We start from the raw sequence: 19,940 nt of genomic DNA on the forward strand, positions 1-19,940 counted from the left end.
TGGACCGACCTTCGCGGCCTGAGCGGCCTTCGCGGGCCCTGCGACCCAGCGGGCTTGCGGCCCTGCGGCCCTGCGGCCCTGCGGCCCTGCGGCCCTGCGGCCCTGCGGCCCTGCGGCCTTCGGAGCGTTCGGGGACTTCAGGCCCTTCGAGGCCTTCAGCTTGCCGTCGCGGAAGGCCCTGCCGGGGCGGTCACCGTCTGCGCCGGGTCCGCCGTGCGTTCACCGTGCCGTTCGCGACGGCGGTTCCCGTGGTGTGCGCCGTGCCGTTCGCGACGGCGGTGCCGTGCCGCGCTCCGGCCGCCCCGCATCGTCCTTCGTCGCCTCGGCCTTGAGGATCCGCATCGACCGACCGAGCGCCCGTGCCGGGTCCGGCAGCTTCTTCGAGCCGAACATCACGAGGACGACGACGGCCAACCCGTTGCCCCCGGGCAGTTACCTGGCGATGTCCATCGGTACCGCTGACTTCGCGCCCGAGGAGGTCGGCCGCGTCGCCCGCGAATACGCGGCCCGCGGTATGCCGATGCGGCTGCGTACCGGGGCGGAGGCGGCGGAGTTCTTCAGCGGCCTCGACCTGGTCGACCCGGGGATCGTCCAGGTCCACCACTGGCGTCCCGACGGCAGCGGCACGGAGGTCGTCCGCGACGCGGACATCGCGATGTACGGGGCGGTGGCCCACAAGCCCTCAGCCACGACCGCTGATTGACGATCAGTCAATTCAGCTGCGGATATGCTCCCTTCGGTCCTCGCCGCACCGTTCCGGATCACAATGCGGCAGCAGCGCCTCACCCCATGTGGTTGCTCACTTGACTGCCAGCGGTCACACACGGTTGGCTCCGAGCCAACGAATGCCTCTCGCCGGTGCACACCCCCTCGCTCCGGCGGCGCTCGCCCCGTCCTCCCTGCTCTGCCGCACAGCGAGGTGCAGCCCCCCATGAACACTCCCCTCCCCGCTCCCTCCGCTCCCGTTCCCCTCGGATCCGTACGCCTCACCGCGCTGGCCGCGGCCTGCTGCCTCCTCCTGCTGACCGGCTGCTCCGGCACCACGTCGTCCGGTTCGGACACGGACGCGGCCGGCGGCTCGGCCGACCGCATCAAGATCACCCTGGTCACCCACGGCGCCGAGGGCGACGACTTCTGGGAGCTGGTACGCAAGGGCGCCGAAGCCGCGGCCGCCAAGGACGGCGTCGACCTGACCTACGCCAGCGACCCCGACGCCGCCGGACAGGCCGAGCTGGTGCGGGACGCGATCAGCGACCGGGTCGACGGCATCGCGGTGACCCTCGCCAAACCGCAGGCCATGAAGAGTCCGGTGGCCCGGGCCAAGGCGGCCGGCATACCCGTGGTAGGACTCAACTCGGGGATCGACGCCTGGCGTTCCGCGGGACTTCTGGAGTACTTCGGCCAGGACGAGAGCGTCGCGGGCCGCGCCGTCGGCGACAAACTCGACGGCCTCGGCGCCAAGCACGCCCTCTGCGTCATCCACGAGCGGGGCAACGTCGCCCTGGAGGCGCGCTGCGCGGGCGTGAAGAAGACGTTCACCGGCGAGACCGAGATGCTCTACGTCGACGGAACGGACATGGACGCCATGACCGCCTCCGTGGCGGCACGACTGCGGCAGGAACCCGACATCGACGAAGTCATCGCCAACGGTGCGCAGTTCGCCCTTGCAGCGGTGCAGGCGACCGGGAAGGCCGGCAGCAAGGCAAAGGTCGCCACCTTCGACCTCAACAAGGACCTCGTCACGGCCGTCCGCGACGGCAGCGTTCAGTTCGCGGTGGACCAACAGCCCTACCTCCAGGGTTACTTGGCTGTCGACGGGCTCTGGCTCTACAAGACCAACGGCAACCTCAGCGGCGGCGGCGTCTCGCCCGTACTGACGGGCCCGGCCTTCGTCACGAAGACCAACGTCGCCGAAGTCGCCCGTTTCGCCGCCGCCGGCACCCGCTGACCGGACCGTTCCCCCTTTCCCCCGGCTCTCCTCCCCCTCCCCCCGCTGATCGCTCTAGGACGACTATGTCTCCACGGACAGGTGCCCGGCGCCGACGTCTCGGCTCCATACGTCTCTCGCTGATCCTGCTGGCCCTGGTGCCCAGCGTCACCCTCGCCGCCATGTGGGGTGTGACGACGACCCAGATGTTCGCGGAGGGGCTGCGACTGCGCGCGCAGACCGAACTGAGCCGGTCGACCGGAGCCATGGGCACCGAGGCGACGCTCATGCTCCAGCAGGAGCGCAGCCTGTCCGCCGTGTGGCTGGCCTCGCGGCCCGCCGGCTCCCGGGCCGCGCTGGAGGCGCAGCGCGAGAAGACGGACGCGGCGGTCGCCAAGCTCGTCGCCCGGTCGGACGACATCCAGCAGGCGTCCGACCGCGTCAGGGACCGGATGTACTCGGTCGTCGCCTCCGTGGGCAGCCTGGAGTACTACCGGGGTCAGGTGGACGATCCCGTCGACATCACCGCCGCCCAGGCACTGGACCAGTACACGTCGATCATCGACGACCAGATCCACGCCTTCCAGGAGCTGTCCCGGGTCGACGACGGCGACCTCACCTCGCAGGCCGGACCGCTCATCGCCCTGGAGCACGCGGCCGAACTGGTCTCCGAGGAGGACCTCCAGCTCACGCTCGCCGGGCCCCGACAGCGGATGGACGACAAGACGTGGGCGGAGTTCGCCCAGTTGGTGAACACCCGGCGCTGGCTCGTGCAGGACCAGATCGTCCCCTCGCTCACCGGCACCGCGAAGGCGCAGACCGAGAAGATCCTGACGAGCTACCAGTGGCAGATCCTGGAGTCCGTGGAGGACAAGGTGCTCGCGGCCCGCGCGAAACAGGGCGAAAACGGTGACATCGCGTTGCCGGACGTGCAGAAGCAATGGCGTGCCGCGCTCATCGAGGTCTCCGACCAGTACTCGGGGCTGATCCGGCTGCAGACCACGGCACTGCTCCAGCACAGTGCGGACGAGGCGCGCGAGCTGCTCATCACGGCCGCCTCGCTCAGCGCCGGCGGTCTCGTCGCCCTGCTGCTGTGCGTCGGCATGTCCTGGCGTATCACCCGCTCGCTGTCCCGGCGGCTGCACGGGCTGCGGATGGCCACGCTGAGCCTCGCGCACGAACGGCTCCCGGACGTCGTGGCCCGGCTGGACCGGGGCGAGACGGTCGACGTGGACTCGGCGACCCCTCCGCTGGACTACGGCGGCGACGAACTCGGCCAGGTGGCCGCGGCGTTCAACACCGCGCAGCGCACCGCCGTGCACACCGCGGTCGAACTCGCCGACACCCGGCGCGGTTTCCAGAAGGTCATCCTGGGGATCGCCCGGCAGAGCCAGAACCTGGTCAACCTCCAGCTCAGCAAACTCGACGCACTGGAGCGGCGGCACCAGGACCCGGACGTCCTCAACGGGCTCTACGAACTGGACTCCACCGCGAGCCAGTTGCGACGCTACGAGGAGAACCTCGTCATCATCAGCGGCGGCCGGCCGGGGCGCAGCTGGACGGAGCCGGTGGCGCTGATCGACATCCTGCGCAGCGCCGTCGGGGAGGTCGCCGAGTACCGGCGGGCCGAGGTGCACACCGAGGAGGACGTGTACATCGCGCCACCCGCCGTGGCGGACGTGATCCATCTGCTCGCCGAGCTGATCGACAACGCGACGTCCTACTCGCCGGCCCCCAGCCCCGTCGGCGTACGGGCCGCGCTGGTGGCCAGGGGCTTGGCGATCGAGGTCGAGGACCGCGGCCTCGGCATGTCGGAGGAGGACTACGCCTCGTTCAACGCGCAGTTGGCGGTCCCGCCCCAGTTCGACGTGGTGGCGCTCGCCGACGACCTGCGGCTGGGCATGTTCGTGGTCGCCCAGCTGGCGACCCGGCACGGGATCGCCGTCACCCTGCGCTCGTCACCGTACGGCGGGACCACGGCGATCGTGCTGGTCCCGCACGACATCGTGGTCCGCGAGGCTCCCGGTCCGTCGGCCCCGGCCGCGGAGGAATCGAGCGAGCCGGCGACCGCCGGATCCCCCGCCCCGGACACGGAACTCCCGTCACCTGCGCGGGCCACCCGGGACGCGGCGCGGGAGCACAGCCGGCCGGGCACCGCACCGGCCTCGTCGGCCCTCCCGACAAGGGGCGCCCCCGTCGCGACTGCCGGCTCGTCGGCCTCGTCGGCCAGTGGGTGGGACCCGGCACTGAGCCGACCGGCCTCGGCGGGCCCTGCGCCGGACTCGCCCGACCCGACCGACTCCCCGTCCTCGACGGACGTCGCGTCCCCGACGGGCACGGCGTCCCCGACAGACCACTCGTCCTCGACAGACCACTCGCCCCTGACGACGGAGGGCGTGACGGCTCCGGCCGGCGCGTCCACCTCCGGGCCCGGTGCCCCGGACGTCGCGGGGCGTGGGGGCCTCCGGGCGGGCGGGGTGGCGCCCACCACGGCCCGGACGCCGGGTGCGGCGGCGCGGCCCGAAGGTCTCACCCCGTTGCCCCGCAGGGTCCCGCAGACCAGCCTCGCCACCGAGTTGCGCGAGGACTCCACGTCCGCCGCGGCCGTCGAGGAAGACGATTACCCGGACGACTTCACCGCGGAGCGCGCGGCCTCTTCCCTCGCCGGTTTCCAGCGAGGCACGCTGCGAGCACACGCCGACGCCGACCTGTGGTCCGACGAACCGCAGGAAACATCCACCGAGGAGGCCCCCGGCCCGCCGGTCACCGCCGCGAGCACCTCCCAGACCCCGACACCGCCCGCCGACCGCTCATGAAGGACTTCGCGATGACACGCTCCATCCCCGGCACGAACACCCAGCTCGACCAGCTCCTCACCGGTCTCGTGGACCGGGTCGCCGACGTGAACCAGGCCGTCGTGCTCTCCGAGGACGGGCTGGTGGTGAGCAAGTCCACCGGTTTCCCGCGCGAGGACGCCGAACGGCTCGCGGCCACCGCGTCCGGCCTGATGAGTCTCAGCAAGGGCGTCAGCATGGATTTCCGGGGCGGTCCGGTGCGCCAGGCACTCATCGAGATGGCCAACAGCTACCTGATCCTGACCTCGGCCGGCCCGGGAGCCCATCTCGTCGTACTCGCGGGCAAGAACGCGGACGTGGGCGTGGTGGCGTACCAGATGAACATGCTGGTGAAGAAGATCGGCGAGCACCTCAGCGCGGCGCCGCGGGCCCATGTCGGTCCCGCCGTGCGCACCAACGGCGGGTGAGGTGAGCGGAGGCGACGAAGCGGGCAGACTCGTCAGGCCGTTCACCCTCACCGGTGGCCGGACCCGGCCCAGCCGTGCCGACTTCACCCTCATCACGACGGTGACCGCGGTCGACCCGCCGCCCGAGCGGGCCACGCGGCCGCAGCCGGAACACACCCGGATCCTGCGGCTGTGCGCCCGGCCGCTCGCCGTGGCGGAACTCGCGGCCCATCTCGACCTGCCGGTGAGCGTGGTCGTCATCATGCTCTGCGACCTGCTGGAGGCGGGCCTGATCACGGCCCGGCCGCCCCGTTCCGTCACCGGCACCCCGGATCTCGATCTGCTGGAGAAAGTGAGGGACGGCCTTGGCCGGATCTGATTCCACCGCTCCCACCGCCCTCAGCCCCAAGGCGGCCGCGGCACCCGACACGGTGAAGATCCTCATCGCCGGGGGTTTCGGCGTCGGAAAGACCACCATGGTCGGGGCGGTCAGCGAGATCACGCCGTTGCGCACGGAGGAGCCGCTGACCGTAGCCGGGCTGGAGGTGGACGATCTCAAGGGCATCGAGGAGAAGCGGTCCACCACCGTGGCCCTGGACTTCGGGCGGATCACCATCGGCGACGACCTGGTGCTGTACCTGTTCGGCACGCCCGGGCAGCAGCGGTTCTGGTTCATGTGGAACGACCTGGCCATCGGTGCCCTGGGGGCGGTGGTGCTCATCGATGTGCGGAGGCCGGAGTCCAGCTTCGCCGCGATCGACTTCTTCGAGCGCCGGGGCATCCCGTTCGTCGTTGCGGTAAACGGTTTCCACGGGTTGCACCCGTATCCGACGGAGGAGATCAAGGAGTCGCTGGCGTTGCCGGCACATGTTCCCGTGTTGCTGTGCGACGCGCGGGAGCGTGACTCGTGCCGGGACGTGCTGATCGCTCTGATCGACCGGCTGATCGAGGACGTCACGCTCCAGCCGAGCCCGGCACACTGATCGACTCCCAAGACTCCCAAGACTCCAGAGACGCCCGAGACACCCGAGCTGCCTCAGCCGCCCAATTCGCGACCGCTGGGCCGCCAGGCCTGCGGGTATCCGGGACTCCGTCCGTCAGTGGGCTCCCGCGGCGCGCAGTACGGCAACCGTTTCCGGATGCGGTCCCGCGGTCGCCCACTCGAGTGGGGTCAGGCCGGTGCCGTGGTCCTCGCGCCGGTTGGGGTCGGCGCCGTGGGCGAGCAGGGTGCGGACCGCGTCGAGGTGGCCCCAACAGGCCGCCGCACACAACGGGGTTCCCTCGGCCCCCAGGCCCGCGCTCTCGGCGTCGGGCGGCGCACCGGCCCCGAGCAGCCGGCGCGCGACGTCGGCGTTTCCCTGAACGCAAGCCGCGTACAACGGAGTTGTTCCGTCGACATCGGCGGCCGAGGGGTCCGCGCCGGCCCGCAGCAGCAGGTCGACCTGAGCACCGCCCTCGAACATCACCGCCGACAACAGACGCTTCGTCAGTTTCTTCTGCCGTCTCCTGTTCACGGTCGCCGAGAGTAGCCCGGACCGGCGACAAGATCGCCGCATTTTCCGTGGGCCACCCACAGGTAGAAGGCGGGAAACCGCCAAGCGTGTCCCAGTGATTGACCTGTTCCCCGCACACCCCTACTTTCTGACCGACTCACCGAACCTTGTTCGACATTTCGAACCAGGTCGGCATCAAAGGGCACCCCGCATCCCTGGAGCGCATATGACCCCCAACCCCTCCCGCCGCCTCGTCCTGGGCGCGGCCGCCTCCGTCCCGCTGGCTCTCACCCTCGGCGTACCGTCCGCCCACGCGGCCGACTCGGCCTACGTGATGAGCTACTTCACCGAATCGACCAGCCTCGGCGCCGGCACCGACTACGGCCTCCACCTCGCCGTCAGTACGGACGGGCTGCAGTGGATGCCGCTGAACCAGAACAACCCCGTGGTCACCCCCACCGAGGGAGCGCTGGGGCTGCGCGACCCGTTCATCCTGCGCAAGCAGGACGGCACCTACGTGGTGATCGCCACCGACCTCAAGGGCACCGACTGGAGTTACGTCAGCCAGTACGTGCACGTGTGGAACTCGACCGACCTGCGCACCTTCACCGGCTACCACCGGCTGAAGCTGCACGACATGAACACCCACAGCTGGGCCCCGGAGGCGTTCTGGGACGCGGGCCGGGGACAGTACGCGCTCATCTACTCCGCCGTGAACAGCAGCGGCCACAACGTGATCATGGTCAACTACACCACCGACTTCGTCACCGCCTCCGCCCCCCAGGTCTTCTTCGACCCCGGCTACGACGTGATCGACGGCGACATGGCCGTAGGGGTGAACGGCGTCAACTACCTCTACTTCAAGAAGGACCAGACGCTGGTCGGCGCACGGTCCAGCTCCCTCGACCCCGGCAGCTTCACGGTCTTCAACACCGGGGTGGCCCACGGCGGCACCGAGGCGCCGACCCTCGTCAAGTCGCTTACCTCCAGCACCTGGTGGCTCTGGGGGGACACCTACACGCCCAACGGCGTCTTCTACGCCTGGCAGTCCACCGACCTCTCGGCGGGCACCTGGAACGCGCTTGACCAGAAGACGTACACCCAGCCGGTGAACTCCAAGCACTGCGGCGTCACAACGATCACCAGCACGCAGTACAGCAACCTCGTCGCCAAGTGGGGCGCCCCGGCCTGGAACCGGCTCAAGTCCTACAACTACCCGGACCGTTACGTCCGGCACGCCAACTACGTCGGCCGCATCGACACGTACCCCTTCGACCTGTACACCGATTCGCAGTGGAAACTCGTCCCCGGCCTGGCCGACAGCACCGGGGTCTCCTTCCAATCGGTGAACTACCCGACCCGGTACCTGCGGCACTACAACTACCAGCTCCAACTCGACGTCAACGACGGCACATCGGCGTTCGCCGGTGACGCGACCTTCTACCGTACGGCGGGCCTGGCGGACTCCGGATGGGCGTCGTTCCGCTCCTACAACAACCCGACGCGCTACATCCGGCACGCGAACTACGTACTGCGCATCGACCCGGTCTCGACGGCCACCGAAAAGCAGGACGCGACGTTCTACGTGGGTTACTGAACAAGGACCGTCACCGGAGCCGGCCGTCTCCTGGTCGACCGGCTCACAACTCGGCCAGCTGGGGCAGCAGTTCGGCCGCCGCCGCCACATCACCGGTCAGCGGACGGTCTTCCGTGCCCGCGGGCAGAACGCCCGTCGCCGCGGCGAGAACCGCGACCGGCGCCGGAAGCGACTCGGCCTGGACCGGGCGCATCCTCAAAGCCCTTACGGAGACGACCAGTTCACACGCGAGGACGGTGGTGTAGGCGTCCGTTGCCCGCGAGGTCTGGCGGGCGGCCTGTCCGGCGAAGCTGGCGGCCTCCTCCAGACCTCGCGACAGGACGGCGTGGCCGGCCGATGCGGGAGTCGTGCTCGAACGCAGTTCTGCCAGAGCGGAGTTGGCGGTGTACTCCAGGATCATCGTGCCCGAGCTGGTCGCGGGTCCCCCGCCGAGGAAGGGGGGCAGGCCGGTGAGCCCGGAATCGCCGAGCGCCGTCAGGCGAGCGGCGGAGAGCTGTGCGGTCTGCAGCAGGGCGAGGTTCGCGGCGTCCAGGGCGAGGCCCAGGGGCGCGGCGAAGAAGCCACCGTGGTGGTAGGCCGTGGTGCCGTCAGGATCCATGAGGGGGTTCTCCGAGGGGCAGTTGAGCTCCACCTCGATGACTTCCCGAAGTCGCTCGGAGGCGTCCAGGGCGCAGCCGTGCGCCTGCGGGAAGGCGCGGAACCCGAAGGGGTCCTGGATACGCCGGCCCTGGCGGCGCGGCGGCCGGTCGGGCAGACCGAGCAGCCGCCGCACCTCACCGGCAGCACGGGCCGCGCCGGGATAGGGCCGCAGGGCGTGCACGGGCGCGGCGTACGCCTCCGGCGACCCGGACACCGCGGCGAGGGAAAGGGCGGCGACGGCATGCGTGGCCCGCAGCAACACGTCCAGCTCGCGCTGGGCGAGCGCGGCCTGTCCCAACGCGAGGGCGTTGCTGCTGAGCAGGGCAAGCGCGTCACCGGGCTGAAGGACGACCGGGGCCGGGAGCCCGGTGGAGCTGGTGGTGGTGGCAGCGGGGACGGGGGCGACTGTCGTCACCGAGGCGGAAACGGGGACGTAGACGGTTTCGGCGGCAGGTCCGGGCAGAGTGACGAGCTGAACTGCGGGCGCGACGGCGCACCGAGCAGCTGCGGCGAGCTCGCCACCGGCACCGGCACCGCCAACTGCTGGGGCTGAGGCTGCGGCTGGGACCGATCCCGCCCTCGGTGACGGGCCGGCCCACTCCGTGTTCGGCCCGGCCCCGGGCTCCGGCCCGGGCTCCGGCCCGGACTCCGGCCCGGACTCCGGCTCGGCCCCGGGCCCAGGCCCGCTCGACGGGATGCCCAGACCGGCCCGCGATGGCCGCACCTTCGCCGGACGGGCCGACACACCACCCGATTCACGTTCCGCGCCCGCGCCCGCACCCGCCACCACGCCCGATGCGCGTTGTGGCCCTGCGACCGACACCCCACCCGGTGCACGTTCCGCACCCGCGGCCGACACCCCACCCGGTGCGCGTTGCGCCCCCGCGGCCGACATCTCACCTGGTGCGGGTCCCGCGACCGCGTCCGGCGGGTCGTCGGGTGCAAGCTTCGTCGCCGCGGCGGTGGACTCGCCGCCCGGGTCGGCGCCCTCCGTCCGGCCGGTCGGCTCGTCGTCCGACCCAAGGGATTTCTCCGACTCGGCCAACTCGTCGCACAACCAAGGCCGTTCACCGATCAGCGTCAAGCCGGTCTGGGCGAGCGCGGTCAAGTCACCGGTGCCGACACCGCCGTACTCGTTGATCGCCGGGTGGACGCCGAGACGGAGGGCGTCGACGAGGGCATCGATGAGTGCGGGCTGGATACCGGAGCCGCCGGCCAGGAGTTGGTTGGCCCGCACCGCGAGCATGGCGCGGACCTGGCGAGCGGGGAGCAGAGCACCCGCTCCGCCCGCGTGGCTGCGCAGCAGGCGCAGGCCGTGCGCGGCCTCGTCGCCCTCGTCGACCGGCACCGAGCGCTGTGCGCCGACGCCGGTGCCGCGGCCGTACAGCCGTCCGGCGGCGGCGAGCGCCTGCGCCGTGCGCCAGGCGAGGGCGGCTCGCTCACGGGCCTCGGGAGCCACCGTGGGCACGGCCGCACCGTCGACGAGCGCGATCAGCTCGCCGACGGTGAGGGCGGTTCCGTCCAGGACGGTCCGGGCGCCCCCGCGGTGCGGAGAAACCCGGGCCTGTCCGTTTGCTGTTGTTTCCAACGGTTCACGTGATCCGGTGGAACCTCAGCCGAGACCGGCCGACTTCAGCCAGGCCTTGGCGACGTCCAGCGGGTCCTTGCTCTCCAGCTGCACCTGGGAGTCCAGGTCGAGCAGGGCCTTCGTGTCGAGCTTGGCGGAGACGGCGTTGAGCGCGTCGATGCCCTCCTGGGAGAGCCCGCTCTTGTAGACCAGCGGGGTCACGTTCGCGAATCCGAAGAGGTTCTCCGGGTCCTGGAGGACGACGAACTTCTCCTTGGTGATGGTCGGGTCCGTGGTGAAGATGTCCGCGGCCTGCACGGTGTTCTTCTTCAGCGCGGCCTGGGTCAGCGGACCGCCCGCGTCGAGGGCCTTGAAGGACTTGAACTTCAGCCCGTACACCGACTCCAGGCCGAGGATGCCCTGCTGGCGGGTCTGGAACTCGGGCGAGCCGCCGAGGACCAGGTCCGGCGCGATGTCCTTGAGGTCGGCGAGCGTGGAGGTCGCGGTGAGGTTGTACTTCTTCGCGGTCGCCGCGTTGACCGTGACGGAGTCCTTGTCCTCGGCCGGCGACGACTCCAGCAGCGTCAGCTTGGAGTCGAGCTTGGCCTTCGCCGCGGCGTTCACGGTCGCGAGCGAGGTCTGCTCGGCCTTCGCGTCCAGGTAGGCCAGCAGCGAGCCGTTGTACTCCGGCAGGACCGTGATGGAACCGTTCTTGAGCAGACCGTACGTGGTCTCACGGCTGCCGATGTTGGGCTTGTAGGACACCTTGATGCCCTTGGCCTTCAGGGCCTCGCCGTAGATGTCGGCGATCAGGATGCTCTCGGCGAAGTTGTTGGAGCCGACGACCACGGTGTCGCCGGCCGCCTTGTCGCCGGCGAGCGGGTCGGAGGTGTCGTCGGACGAGGAGCATCCCGCCAGCAGGACCGTCGCCGCCGCGAGGGCGACGGCCGCCGCACCTGGGTGGTTCCTGAGGGACCTGCTGCTGTGGGCGTTGGTAGTCACGGTTCCCGTTCCGAGCTGGGGGGTTGATGAGAACTCACACACTCTGGCCTGATCCAATCCACCCGCTTCTTGATCAGTCAAGAGCAGCCGGGTTACCGATTGGCTTCGATCCGTGATCACTTGCGACCGGATCGGTAGATCACCTGTGTACCCCTTTGAAGGCCCCTGAACGGCTCCGGTTCACCGCTTCGTAATCGATTCTTGACGTAGGGCGACGCGCTCGACCGTTCGAATAGGCGATAGTCTCGCCGGAGTTGGCGTCCGCCACAGCAGTCGGCGTCGGCCACAGCGGTGTACGGGGGCCGCTTCCGTATCATTCATATTCGGACACGTGTGTGCAGAAAGTCGGCACGCACGCACACGCCCCTTGCACGCGAGCAGCACCCCCTTGAAGGAGGCCCGGTGTCCACGAAAGAGGTGGACGCGTCCGCCCGGTCGGCATCCTCGGCACCCACGTCCGCACGCCGGGGTCTGCGGGGATTCGCCGATCGGTGGCCCTTCCAGCGCAAGCTGAACGTACTCGTCGGTATCCCGCTGACGGTGATCGCGCTGCTGCTGACATACCTCATCGTCGACCTGGTGCAGGAGTCCAACCGCGCCGAGGACGCCGCCCAACTGGTGCGTGACAGTGCCCAGGTCGCCCAGCTCGTCGCCGATCTGCAGGACGAGCACCAGCAGGCGATCCTGCTCTCCGTGCGGCACGAGGCGTCGTTCGACGGCGGCACTCCCTCCACCGACGGCTACCGGCAGGCCCAGGCCGCGGTGGACGCGCAGGTGCACAAGGTGGTCGACGCCTTCGGCGACCGGCTGCCGGACACCGAGGTGCAGGCGCTGAAGGAGGTCCAGGGCCTGGCCGGCCTGCGGGCCACCATCGAGCAGGGCTACCTGCCCGCCGACAACATCGACCCGGCGTACTCGGGTGCGGCCGACGGCCTCATCGACGGCCTGGGCCTGGACCGCAACTCCGACCTCGCGACGACCTTCACCGGCAACCTCCTCGACTCGCTGCTGCGCGCCGACGCCGCGCACGGCGCCTTCGAGACGGGCGTGTTCTCCGCCCGGACCGGTGACAGCAACGCGCTCATCGAGTTCACCGGCGCGGTCGGCTCCTACGAGCTGTTCACCTACCAGGCCGAGCGGTTCGAGCGATTCGCCAGCGAGACGCAGAACGAAGAGTTCGGCGGCATCGAGCACAACTCCTCGCAGGCTTCGATCGGCCAGCACTACGCCGAACTCGCCGTGGACCCCAGCGCGTTGCAGGCGGAGTCCAAGGCCGACATCCGTACGGCGTTCCGGGCGGCCATCGCCTCCTACCCCGACTACAGCGCCCAGGCACGCACCCGGCTGAAGATCACCGCCTCGCTCATCGACCAGATCGCCGACCGGGCCGACGACACCGCCTCCAGCGCCCAGTGGCGCGCGGGCCTGCTGCTGAGCCTGGCGCTGCTCAGCTTCGCCCTGTGGATCACCTTCTCCATCCTGGTACGCCGCTCCGTGGTCCGCCCGGTGCTTGCGCTCACGGGAGCCGCCCAGGAGGTCGCCGACGTCGCGGGCCGCGAACTCGCCCGCGTCGCCGACGACGACGCCGAGGAATCCGGACCCCCGCGGCTGCGTGAGCTGCCGGTCACCGCGGACGACGAGATCGGCGAACTCGCCGAGGCCTTCAACAACGTGCAGACCACCGCGGCCGCGCTGCTGGAACGCCAGGTGCTCAGCCGACGCAACGTCGCCGAGATGTTCGGCAACGTCGGGCGCCGCGTCAGCAACCTGACGACCCGTCAACTTGCACTGATCGACGCGGTGGAGCGTGGTGAGACCGACCCGGCGCTGCTCGAACGCCTCTACTCCATCGACCACATCGCGGTCCGACTGCGCCGCAACGCCGACAGCCTGATGCTGCTGGCCGGCATCCGCGAGACCGTCCTGGACGCCGGACCGACCGAGCTCACCAACGTCGTACGCGCCGCGCTGGGCCAGATCGAGGGCTTCCAGCGGGTTCAGCTGCGTGCCGCGACCGAGGCCCTGGTGAAGCCCGACATCATCGGCGACCTCACTCTGATGATCGCCGAACTCCTGGAGAACGCCGTGTCGTTCTCACCCGAGGGCAGCCCCGTCGAGGTGGTGGTCGGCTCCGACGCCGACGGCGCCTCGATCACCGTCGCCGACCACGGCCTGGGCATGAGCGCCGAACGCCTCGCCGAGGAGAACTCCCGCCTCGTGCGCCGCGAACGCCTCGACGTCGTCCCGACGAAGGTGCTCGGTCTGTTCGTGGTCGGCGCGCTGGCCCGCCGCTGGGACGTCGACGTCACCCTCTCCCGCACCCCGGGCGGCGGCGTGACGGCCGAGGTGATGATCCCGTCGACGCTGCTCCTGACGATGAGCGAACTGGGCCCGGTGGGCAGGCCCGCGCACACCGGCACTTCCCCGGCCACTGCGGCGCTCGCCGCCCCGTCGGCCCCCGCGGCCGGACCCTCGCCGTCGTCCTCGATCCCGTCCACGGTTCCGTCCTGGGCCACGAACGAGGACGATCCGACCGCGCTCCCGCGCCGGGTCCCCCGCCGTGACCCGTCCCCGGGCGAACGAGAGGACGAGGCCCCGCTCACTCCGGTGGCCGGCACCGACGACCCGACGCGCGACACCGACGCCGCCGTCGCCACCGCCTCGACGGTGACAGGCACTTCCGCCGAAACCGACGAAACCGCTGTCGCGACCGGTCCGGCGGAAACCGGTTCCTCCAGCCTTGCGACCGGAACCGGGTCCGCTTCCCCCCGGAACGCCGACGTAACCGCTTCCTCCGACCGTGCCGTGGGAACCGGCGTCTCCGCCCGTACGGCGAAGCCGGCACCCCTCGCCGATCCCGCACCGTCCGAGGCTCCGGCCACCACCGGGGCCGAGCCGGACACCACGGCCGAGCCCACGACCCGCGCCTACCCGGCCGGCATCGGGATCCCGGCGCCCCGCACGGCCGAGGCGACGCTGCACGCCCGCGCGCAGGACGGACCCGGGGACCACGCCCGTACGGCGGAGCGCACGACCCCCGCCGGCCCGGCGGAGTCGTCCCACGGCCACGCGACCGAGTCCCGGACCGCCGCCCGTACGGCGGAGCCCGCGCCGCACGCCCATCCGTCCGGCCCCGGGAGCGGCCCCGCCCGCGGCACGGACGGCCCCGGCGACTCCGGCCGCAGGACGGAGCACGTCGCCGCCGACCGTGGCGCCGAACCTTCCCCGCTCGACCGCGCCGCCGGCCCCGCCGGTCCCCTCCCCGCTTCCCCCCTGGCCGGCGCCGACGCGTTCGCCGTCGGTCCCGACGGCTCCCGTCCGCTCCGTCGACGGGTGCGCGGGGCGACGCTGCGGACGACCGCCGAGGCCGCCGCCCAACAGGCCGCGCGGCAGGCCGCCCGCCCCGCCGACGCGGACGCCGTGCGCGATTCACTGGAGGAGTTCGAGGCGGCCGTGGCCCGCGCCCACCGGGACACCGGCGAACACCCTCGCCCCGCCGACCCCCGCCCCCTCACCCCTACCACCGAAGACCCGATGGACCGCCGGAACGACCGCCGGCACGACCACCGTCCCGACGTTTCGACCGACCCGACCGACCGGACAGAGCCGTCCGACGCGTCCGGCCGGACCGAGCCGATCGATGACCCGATCACCGGCCGGGACACCACGCACCACCAGAACCACCTTCCGGAAGGAGCCGAGCAGTGAGCACGTCGACAGGTGAGACTCCCGCCGGAGACGCCAAGCCGACCGACCTGCGGGCCGCCGCAGCCGACTTCACCTGGCTGCTCAACCGTTTCGCCACCGAGACCGCGGGGGTCGTGGACGCCATCGCGGTGTCCTCCGACGGACTGCTGATCGCGGTGTCGGAGCTGCGCGAGCACGCCGACTCCGAACGGCTGGCCGCGATCGTCTCGGGCATCACCAGCCTGGCCGCGGGCGCCTCCGGCAACTACGGCCTGGGCGGCCTGAACAAGGTCATCATCGACCTGGAGGGCGGCCATGTCCTGGTCTCCGCGATCGGCAGCGGCGCCGTGCTCGGCGTGGTCACCGACAAGGAGGCCAAGTTGGGCAACATCGCCTACGAGATGACGGTGTTCGCCAACCGCGCCGGCACGGCGCTCAGCCCACAGCTCGTCCTGGAACTGAAGAACAGCGTCGGCGCCACGCGTACGCGCTGAGCGCGTGCCACCGTAGAGAGAGCGAACACCGATGGCGGACGGCCGCACACCGCGCGGGGCCGGCGAGGACGGCGTCGCCCCCGTCGGCCCCGCACCCGCCGTCCGGCCCTTCCTGGTCACCGCCGGCCGGGTCGCGGGCGGCGCGGGCGAGGCGTCGTCCGGCCGGACGATGCCCGTGGAGACCCAGCTGGTGGCCACCACCGGCGGGCTCGACGCGCTCGACCGGCTCTCCTTCGAACAGCACGACATCGTCGCCGCCTGCCGCGTCCCGCAGTCCATCGCGGAGATCGCGGCCAGGCTGCGGCTGCACCTGAACGTGGTGCGGGTCCTCGCCGAGGACCTCCGGACGGCGGGGCAGTTGTCGGTGCACGTGCCCGACTCCGGCGTCACCCACGACGCATCCGTTCTGCGCAGGGTTATCGATGGCCTGCGGGCCATCCCCGACTCCCGGGGGGTACTCCGTGACACCGACTGAACCGCTGGTCCGCACCTCGGCCGGCCAGGCCGCCGTACGGCCGCCGCTGCCGGTGAAACTGGTGATCGCGGGCGGCTTCGGCGTGGGCAAGACCACCGCCGTCGGCTCGATCTCCGAGATCGAGCCGCTGACCACCGAGGCGGCCATCACCGAGGTCGCGGCGGGGGTGGACGACCTCAGCCACACCCCGCGCAAGACCACCACCACGGTCGCGATGGACTTCGGCTGCATCACCATCGACCCGACGCTGAAGCTGTATCTGTTCGGCACTCCCGGGCAGGAGCGGTTCGGGTTCATGTGGGACGACATCGTGGAGGGCGCGGTCGGCGGGCTCGTCATCGTGGACACCCGCCGTCTCGACGACTGTTACGCCGCAGTCGACTACTTCGAACACAAGCAGATCCCGTTCGCCGTTGCCGTAAACGCTTTCGACGGCCAGATCGCGCACACGCTGGACGAGGTCCGCTGGGCCCTCGACGTGTCCGAAGGCGTCCCGCTGCTCGTGTTCGACGCGCGCGAGCGCGGCTCGGTACGCGACGCCCTGCTGGTCGTGCTGGAACAGGCGCTGGCCCGGTCGGGCGGCTGACGGCACACTGGGCGGCCGGAACGCCGGAATCGACTGGAAACAGCCAGAAACAGCCAGGAGCAGCCAGAAACAGCCAGAAATGGTGGGATCGGCTGGAACGGCTGGAACCGGTTGGAGACAACCGGAACCTTCGGAAACAGCGAAGGCGGGGCGACCGGGCCAGAACTGCGGTGCGAGGGAATGACCTTCCCCCGCACCGCAGTTGTTTCCGTCATGAGCCAGAGCGTCAGCAACAGCCAGAGCCACAGCCGCGACGACCGTACGATCACCAACCCGCCCGCCCTGCACGACCCCGCACCCTTCGGCTACAGCCATGCCGTGTCGGCGGCCGGCGAACCGGTCTTCCTCGCGGGCCAGTACGCCTCGGACGCGTCGGGGGCTCCCGTGCCCGGCGACTTCGCCGCTCAGGTGGAACTGGCCTTCGACCGGCTGGAGGCGGCGCTGGCCGGGGTGGGTCTCGGGCTCCGCCACGTCGTGCGGTTGGGCACGTTCATCGTCGACCACGACCCCGGCAGGCTCGAGGTCCTGGGCAAGGCCCTGCACGCCCGCTTCGGCGAGCGGCTGCCTGCGCAGACCCTGAGCGGGGTGGCCTCGCTCGCCCTGCCGGGCATGCTGTTCGAGGTCGACGCGATCGCCGTACGGCCACCCCGGGGCGAGGACCTGTCCTAGTTGCTCCTGCGCACGCCCGGCGAGACCGTCACCTTCGCCGCCGCCCAGAACACCGCGAGCGTCGCGAGTGCCATGCCCGCGACCAGGGTGGCGCCGCCCACCACCTTCTCGTAGTCGTGCTGGTAGAGACCGTCGACGATGTAGCGGCCTAGGCCACCGAGGCTGACGTACGCGGCGATGGTGGCCGTCGAGACGATCTGGATGGCCGCCGAACGCAGACCTCCGAAGATCAGCGGGAGCGCGACGGGCAGTTCGACGCGCAACAGGATGCCGGCCTCCCCCATGCCCATGCCCCGCGCGGCGTCCACGGGGGACGGATCGACGGAGCGCACCGCCTCGTAGGTGGTGACCAGGATCGGCGGGACGGCGAGGACGACCAGCGGGATCATCACGGGCAGCATGCCGAACCCGAGCACGATGGTCGTCACCACCAGCAGGCCGAAGGTGGGCAGCGCCCGGCCGGCGGTGGCAACAAGAGAAAGGACGTTTCCGCCCCGCCCGTAGTGACCGGTTATCAGGCCGATCGGCAGCCCGATCGCGGCGGCGAGAGCAAGGGCTTCCAGGGAGTACTGGACGTGTTCCCACACACGGGTGGGGATTCCGTCGTAACCGTGCCAGTGTGCGCTGTCGCCGAAGAAGGCGTTGACGAAATTGATGACGTTCACCGGGCTGCGTCCTCCAGGGCGGGCACGGCCGGATCGGGCCGGACCCCGGCGGTCCTGGACTTTCCGCCGCGCGCGCCGCTCGGCATCCAGGGGGTGAGCAGGATGCGTACGACGACCAGCAGGGCGTCCGCGAGCACCGCCAGAGCCGCACTGGTGATCACGGAGTTCCAGGCGAGTTCGGGCCGGTTGTAGATCTGCGCGTCGTGCAGCAGGTTGCCGAGCGCGCCCTGGTTGCCGATCAGCATGCCGACGCTGACGAGGCTGATGCTGGACACGGTGGCCACCCGAAGTCCGGCGATGATGGCCGGCACCGCGATCGGCAACTGGACCTGGATGTAACGGCGTACGGGTCCGAAGCCCATGGCGGTCGCGGCGGCGAGGGTCTCCTGCGGGACCGAACGGACGCCGTCGACGATCGCCGGGACGAGCACCACCAGGCTGTAGATGGTGAGCGGGATCATCACCGTCAGTTCGGTCTGCCCGGTGTAGTCGATGAGGACGACGAAGAAGGCCAGGGACGGGATGGCGTAGAGCACGGTCGTCACCCACAGCACGGGCGGGTACAGCCAGCGCAGCCGCACACACAGCTGGGCCAGCGGGAGCGCGAGCAACAGCCCGCCCAGCACCGGCAGCAGGGCCTCGCGCAGATGGAGCCCGATGAGGCCGAACCAGTCGTGCTGGAGGTCGCTGGGGATGTCGAAGAAGCGGTTCACCGGATGACCTTCTGGGCGGTCTCCTCGGGCGACGGCTGCTCCGCACGGCCTGCCGCGTGGGCGCCGCGGATGGCCTCGCCGATGGCGGCCTGGGAGACGACTCCGGCGGCCCGGCCCTCGGCGTCCACGGCGACCGCCCAGCCGGTGGGCGACAGGACCGCACAGTCGAGGGCCGCGCGCAGCGAGTCCCGCTCGACGACGAACGGCCGCCCGTACGGCAGCAGTCGGTCGGCGTCGACCCGTCCGGCCGTCAGCGCGCCGGGCTCGCTCCAGCCGAGCGGACGGCCGTCCAGGCCGGTGACGAGGAGGTAGGGGGCGTCGGTCGCGCCCCGTGCGGCGATCTGCTCGGCCGTGGAGTCGATCGCGACGATCGGCGTGGTGAGCAGCTCCAGTCCGGCGGAGGAGAAGAACGACAGGCGCCGGATGCCCCGGTCGGCGCCGAGGAAGTCCTCGACGAACGCGTCGGCGGGGTCGGACAGCAGCTCGGCCGGCGGCGCGAACTGGGCGAGCCGACCGCCGGTACGCAGCACCGCGACCATCGTGCCGAGCTTCACGGCCTCGTCGATGTCATGCGTGACGAAGACGATGGTCTTGCCCAACTCCGCCTGGATGCGCAGCAGTTCGTCCTGAAGGCCCTTGCGGACCACGGGGTCGACGGCGGAGAACGGCTCGTCCATGAGCAGTACCGGCGGATCGGCGGCGAGTGCGCGGGCCACGCCGACGCGCTGCTGCTGGCCGCCGGAGAGCTGGTAGGGATAGCGCTTGGCGAACGAGGCGTCGAGCCCGACCCGTTCCATCAGCTCGCGTGCCCTCGCGCGGGCCTTGTCCTTGCTCCAGCCGAGCATCCGGGGCACGGTGGCGATGTTGTCGACGATCGTCCGGTGCTGGAAGAGCCCGGCGTTCTGGATGACGTAACCCATGGACCGGCGCAGTGTGTTGACCGGTTGCTGACGGCTGTCGACGCCGTCGATGAGGATCGTGCCCTCGCTGGGCTCGACCATCCGGTTGATCATCCGCAGGGTGGTCGTCTTGCCACAGCCAGAGGGGCCGACGAGGACGGTGATCGCACGGTCCGGGATGTCGAGGGAGAGCCGGTCGACCGCCACCGTGCCGTCCGGGTATCGCTTGGTGACTGAATCTATCCGTATCAAAGCGCCGAATACCCTTCGGGTCTGGCAATTTCTG

The 19,940-nt window shown here is 70.8% G+C and carries 18 protein-coding genes and 1 pseudogene; 12 read left to right on the top strand and 7 right to left on the bottom strand.

The features are described 5' to 3' along the window. Positions 1–219 precede the first annotated feature (219 nt). The gene (locus OHU34_RS10370; protein ID WP_405765979.1) at positions 220–393 is read right to left on the bottom strand and encodes a twin-arginine translocase TatA/TatE family subunit; all 174 of its coding nucleotides are present in this window, start codon (positions 391–393) and stop codon (positions 220–222) included. Positions 394–415: 22 nt separating this feature from the next. Here OHU34_RS10370 and OHU34_RS10375 point away from each other — a divergent pair. From OHU34_RS10375 to OHU34_RS10400, 6 genes and pseudogenes are all read left to right on the top strand, one after another. Beyond that, positions 416–703 (top strand): annotated as a pseudogene (locus OHU34_RS10375) (SAM-dependent methyltransferase); the annotation flags it as partial. Between the two features lie 228 nt (positions 704–931). Further along, positions 932–1,948: a substrate-binding domain-containing protein gene (locus tag OHU34_RS10380; protein ID WP_405765982.1), complete on the top strand. Its 1,017-nt coding sequence runs from the start codon at positions 932–934 to the stop codon at positions 1,946–1,948. A 65-nt stretch (positions 1,949–2,013) separates the two neighbouring features. Continuing rightward, complete coding sequence (locus OHU34_RS10385) at positions 2,014–4,743, top strand: nitrate- and nitrite sensing domain-containing protein (RefSeq protein WP_405765985.1); 2,730 nt, start codon at positions 2,014–2,016, stop codon at positions 4,741–4,743. A gap of 11 nt (positions 4,744–4,754) precedes the next feature. Beyond that, positions 4,755–5,189: a roadblock/LC7 domain-containing protein gene (locus tag OHU34_RS10390; protein WP_142266670.1), complete on the top strand. Its 435-nt coding sequence runs from the start codon at positions 4,755–4,757 to the stop codon at positions 5,187–5,189. A 1-nt stretch (position 5,190) separates the two neighbouring features. Further along, positions 5,191–5,547: a DUF742 domain-containing protein gene (locus tag OHU34_RS10395; RefSeq protein ID WP_142266669.1), complete on the top strand. Its 357-nt coding sequence runs from the start codon at positions 5,191–5,193 to the stop codon at positions 5,545–5,547. Then, a complete protein-coding gene (locus OHU34_RS10400) occupies positions 5,534–6,151 on the top strand; it encodes an ATP/GTP-binding protein (protein WP_142266668.1) in 618 nt (205 codons plus the stop codon). Before OHU34_RS10395 ends, OHU34_RS10400 begins: the two co-directional genes overlap by 14 nt. A 114-nt stretch (positions 6,152–6,265) precedes the next feature. Here OHU34_RS10400 and OHU34_RS10405 read toward each other — a convergent pair whose 3' ends face one another. Further along, positions 6,266–6,682, bottom strand: coding sequence for an ankyrin repeat domain-containing protein (locus OHU34_RS10405; protein WP_142266667.1), 417 nt, complete (start codon positions 6,680–6,682; stop codon positions 6,266–6,268). A gap of 205 nt (positions 6,683–6,887) precedes the next feature. Here OHU34_RS10405 and OHU34_RS10410 point away from each other — a divergent pair, with 205 nt between their 5' ends. Then, the gene (locus tag OHU34_RS10410; RefSeq protein WP_142266666.1) at positions 6,888–8,258 is read left to right on the top strand and encodes a glycoside hydrolase family 43 protein; all 1,371 of its coding nucleotides are present in this window, start codon (positions 6,888–6,890) and stop codon (positions 8,256–8,258) included. A 43-nt stretch (positions 8,259–8,301) separates the two neighbouring features. On the opposite strand, the gene OHU34_RS10415 is transcribed toward OHU34_RS10410, so the two are convergent. Both OHU34_RS10415 and OHU34_RS10420 read right to left on the bottom strand, forming a co-directional pair. Beyond that, positions 8,302–10,485: an aromatic amino acid lyase gene (locus tag OHU34_RS10415; protein ID WP_405765989.1), complete on the bottom strand. Its 2,184-nt coding sequence runs from the start codon at positions 10,483–10,485 to the stop codon at positions 8,302–8,304. A 24-nt stretch (positions 10,486–10,509) separates the two neighbouring features. Beyond that, positions 10,510–11,466, bottom strand: coding sequence for an ABC transporter substrate-binding protein (locus OHU34_RS10420; RefSeq protein WP_020125275.1), 957 nt, complete (start codon positions 11,464–11,466; stop codon positions 10,510–10,512). Between the two features lie 402 nt (positions 11,467–11,868). Between OHU34_RS10420 and OHU34_RS10425 the strand changes: the two genes are divergently transcribed. The 5 genes from OHU34_RS10425 (at position 11,869) to OHU34_RS10445 (ending at position 17,377) form a co-directional block, all read left to right on the top strand. Then, positions 11,869–15,174 carry an ATP-binding protein gene (locus tag OHU34_RS10425; RefSeq protein WP_405765993.1) on the top strand — a complete coding sequence of 1,102 codons (3,306 nt, stop codon included), beginning with the start codon at positions 11,869–11,871 and terminating at the stop codon, positions 15,172–15,174. After that, a complete protein-coding gene (locus OHU34_RS10430) occupies positions 15,171–15,647 on the top strand; it encodes a roadblock/LC7 domain-containing protein (protein ID WP_020125273.1) in 477 nt (158 codons plus the stop codon). Before OHU34_RS10425 ends, OHU34_RS10430 begins: the two co-directional genes overlap by 4 nt. A 31-nt stretch (positions 15,648–15,678) precedes the next feature. Beyond that, positions 15,679–16,122, top strand: coding sequence for a DUF742 domain-containing protein (locus OHU34_RS10435; RefSeq protein ID WP_142266664.1), 444 nt, complete (start codon positions 15,679–15,681; stop codon positions 16,120–16,122). After that, positions 16,109–16,708, top strand: coding sequence for an ATP/GTP-binding protein (locus OHU34_RS10440; protein WP_020125271.1), 600 nt, complete (start codon positions 16,109–16,111; stop codon positions 16,706–16,708). Before OHU34_RS10435 ends, OHU34_RS10440 begins: the two co-directional genes overlap by 14 nt. Positions 16,709–16,921: 213 nt before the next feature. After that, positions 16,922–17,377, top strand: coding sequence for a RidA family protein (locus OHU34_RS10445; protein WP_405765995.1), 456 nt, complete (start codon positions 16,922–16,924; stop codon positions 17,375–17,377). On the opposite strand, the gene OHU34_RS10450 is transcribed toward OHU34_RS10445, so the two are convergent. Genes OHU34_RS10450 through OHU34_RS10460 form a run of 3 tightly spaced genes read right to left on the bottom strand, consistent with a single transcriptional unit; the run spans position 17,374 to position 19,906 of the window. After that, positions 17,374–18,042, bottom strand: a complete 669-nt coding sequence (locus OHU34_RS10450; protein ID WP_142266662.1) for an ABC transporter permease — start codon at positions 18,040–18,042, stop codon at positions 17,374–17,376. The genes OHU34_RS10445 and OHU34_RS10450 overlap by 4 nt on opposite strands. Next, positions 18,039–18,755 (bottom strand): ABC transporter permease, encoded by a 717-nt coding sequence (locus OHU34_RS10455; RefSeq protein WP_142266661.1) that lies wholly within the window; start codon positions 18,753–18,755, stop codon positions 18,039–18,041. Before OHU34_RS10455 ends, OHU34_RS10450 begins: the two co-directional genes overlap by 4 nt. After that, a complete protein-coding gene (locus tag OHU34_RS10460; RefSeq protein ID WP_142266660.1) occupies positions 18,752–19,906 on the bottom strand; it encodes an ABC transporter ATP-binding protein in 1,155 nt (384 codons plus the stop codon). Before OHU34_RS10460 ends, OHU34_RS10455 begins: the two co-directional genes overlap by 4 nt. Positions 19,907–19,940 lie beyond the last annotated feature (34 nt).

The sequence above is a fragment of the Streptomyces sp. NBC_00080 genome, from assembly GCF_045041255.1.
GTDB lineage: Bacteria > Actinomycetota > Actinomycetes > Streptomycetales > Streptomycetaceae > Streptomyces > Streptomyces coriariae.

Excerpts from the sequence above, each read along its gene's own strand:
- OHU34_RS10370 (WP_405765979.1), bottom strand. The coding sequence starts at position 393 with ATGTTCGGCTCGAAGAAGCTGCCGGACCCGGCACGGGCGCTCGGTCGG.
- OHU34_RS10380 (WP_405765982.1), top strand. The coding sequence starts at position 932 with ATGAACACTCCCCTCCCCGCTCCCTCCGCTCCCGTTCCCCTCGGATCC.
- OHU34_RS10385 (WP_405765985.1), top strand. The coding sequence starts at position 2,014 with ATGTCTCCACGGACAGGTGCCCGGCGCCGACGTCTCGGCTCCATACGT.
- OHU34_RS10390 (WP_142266670.1), top strand. The coding sequence starts at position 4,755 with ATGACACGCTCCATCCCCGGCACGAACACCCAGCTCGACCAGCTCCTC.
- OHU34_RS10410 (WP_142266666.1), top strand. The coding sequence starts at position 6,888 with ATGACCCCCAACCCCTCCCGCCGCCTCGTCCTGGGCGCGGCCGCCTCC.
- OHU34_RS10435 (WP_142266664.1), top strand. The coding sequence starts at position 15,679 with ATGGCGGACGGCCGCACACCGCGCGGGGCCGGCGAGGACGGCGTCGCC.
- OHU34_RS10445 (WP_405765995.1), top strand. The coding sequence starts at position 16,922 with ATGAGCCAGAGCGTCAGCAACAGCCAGAGCCACAGCCGCGACGACCGT.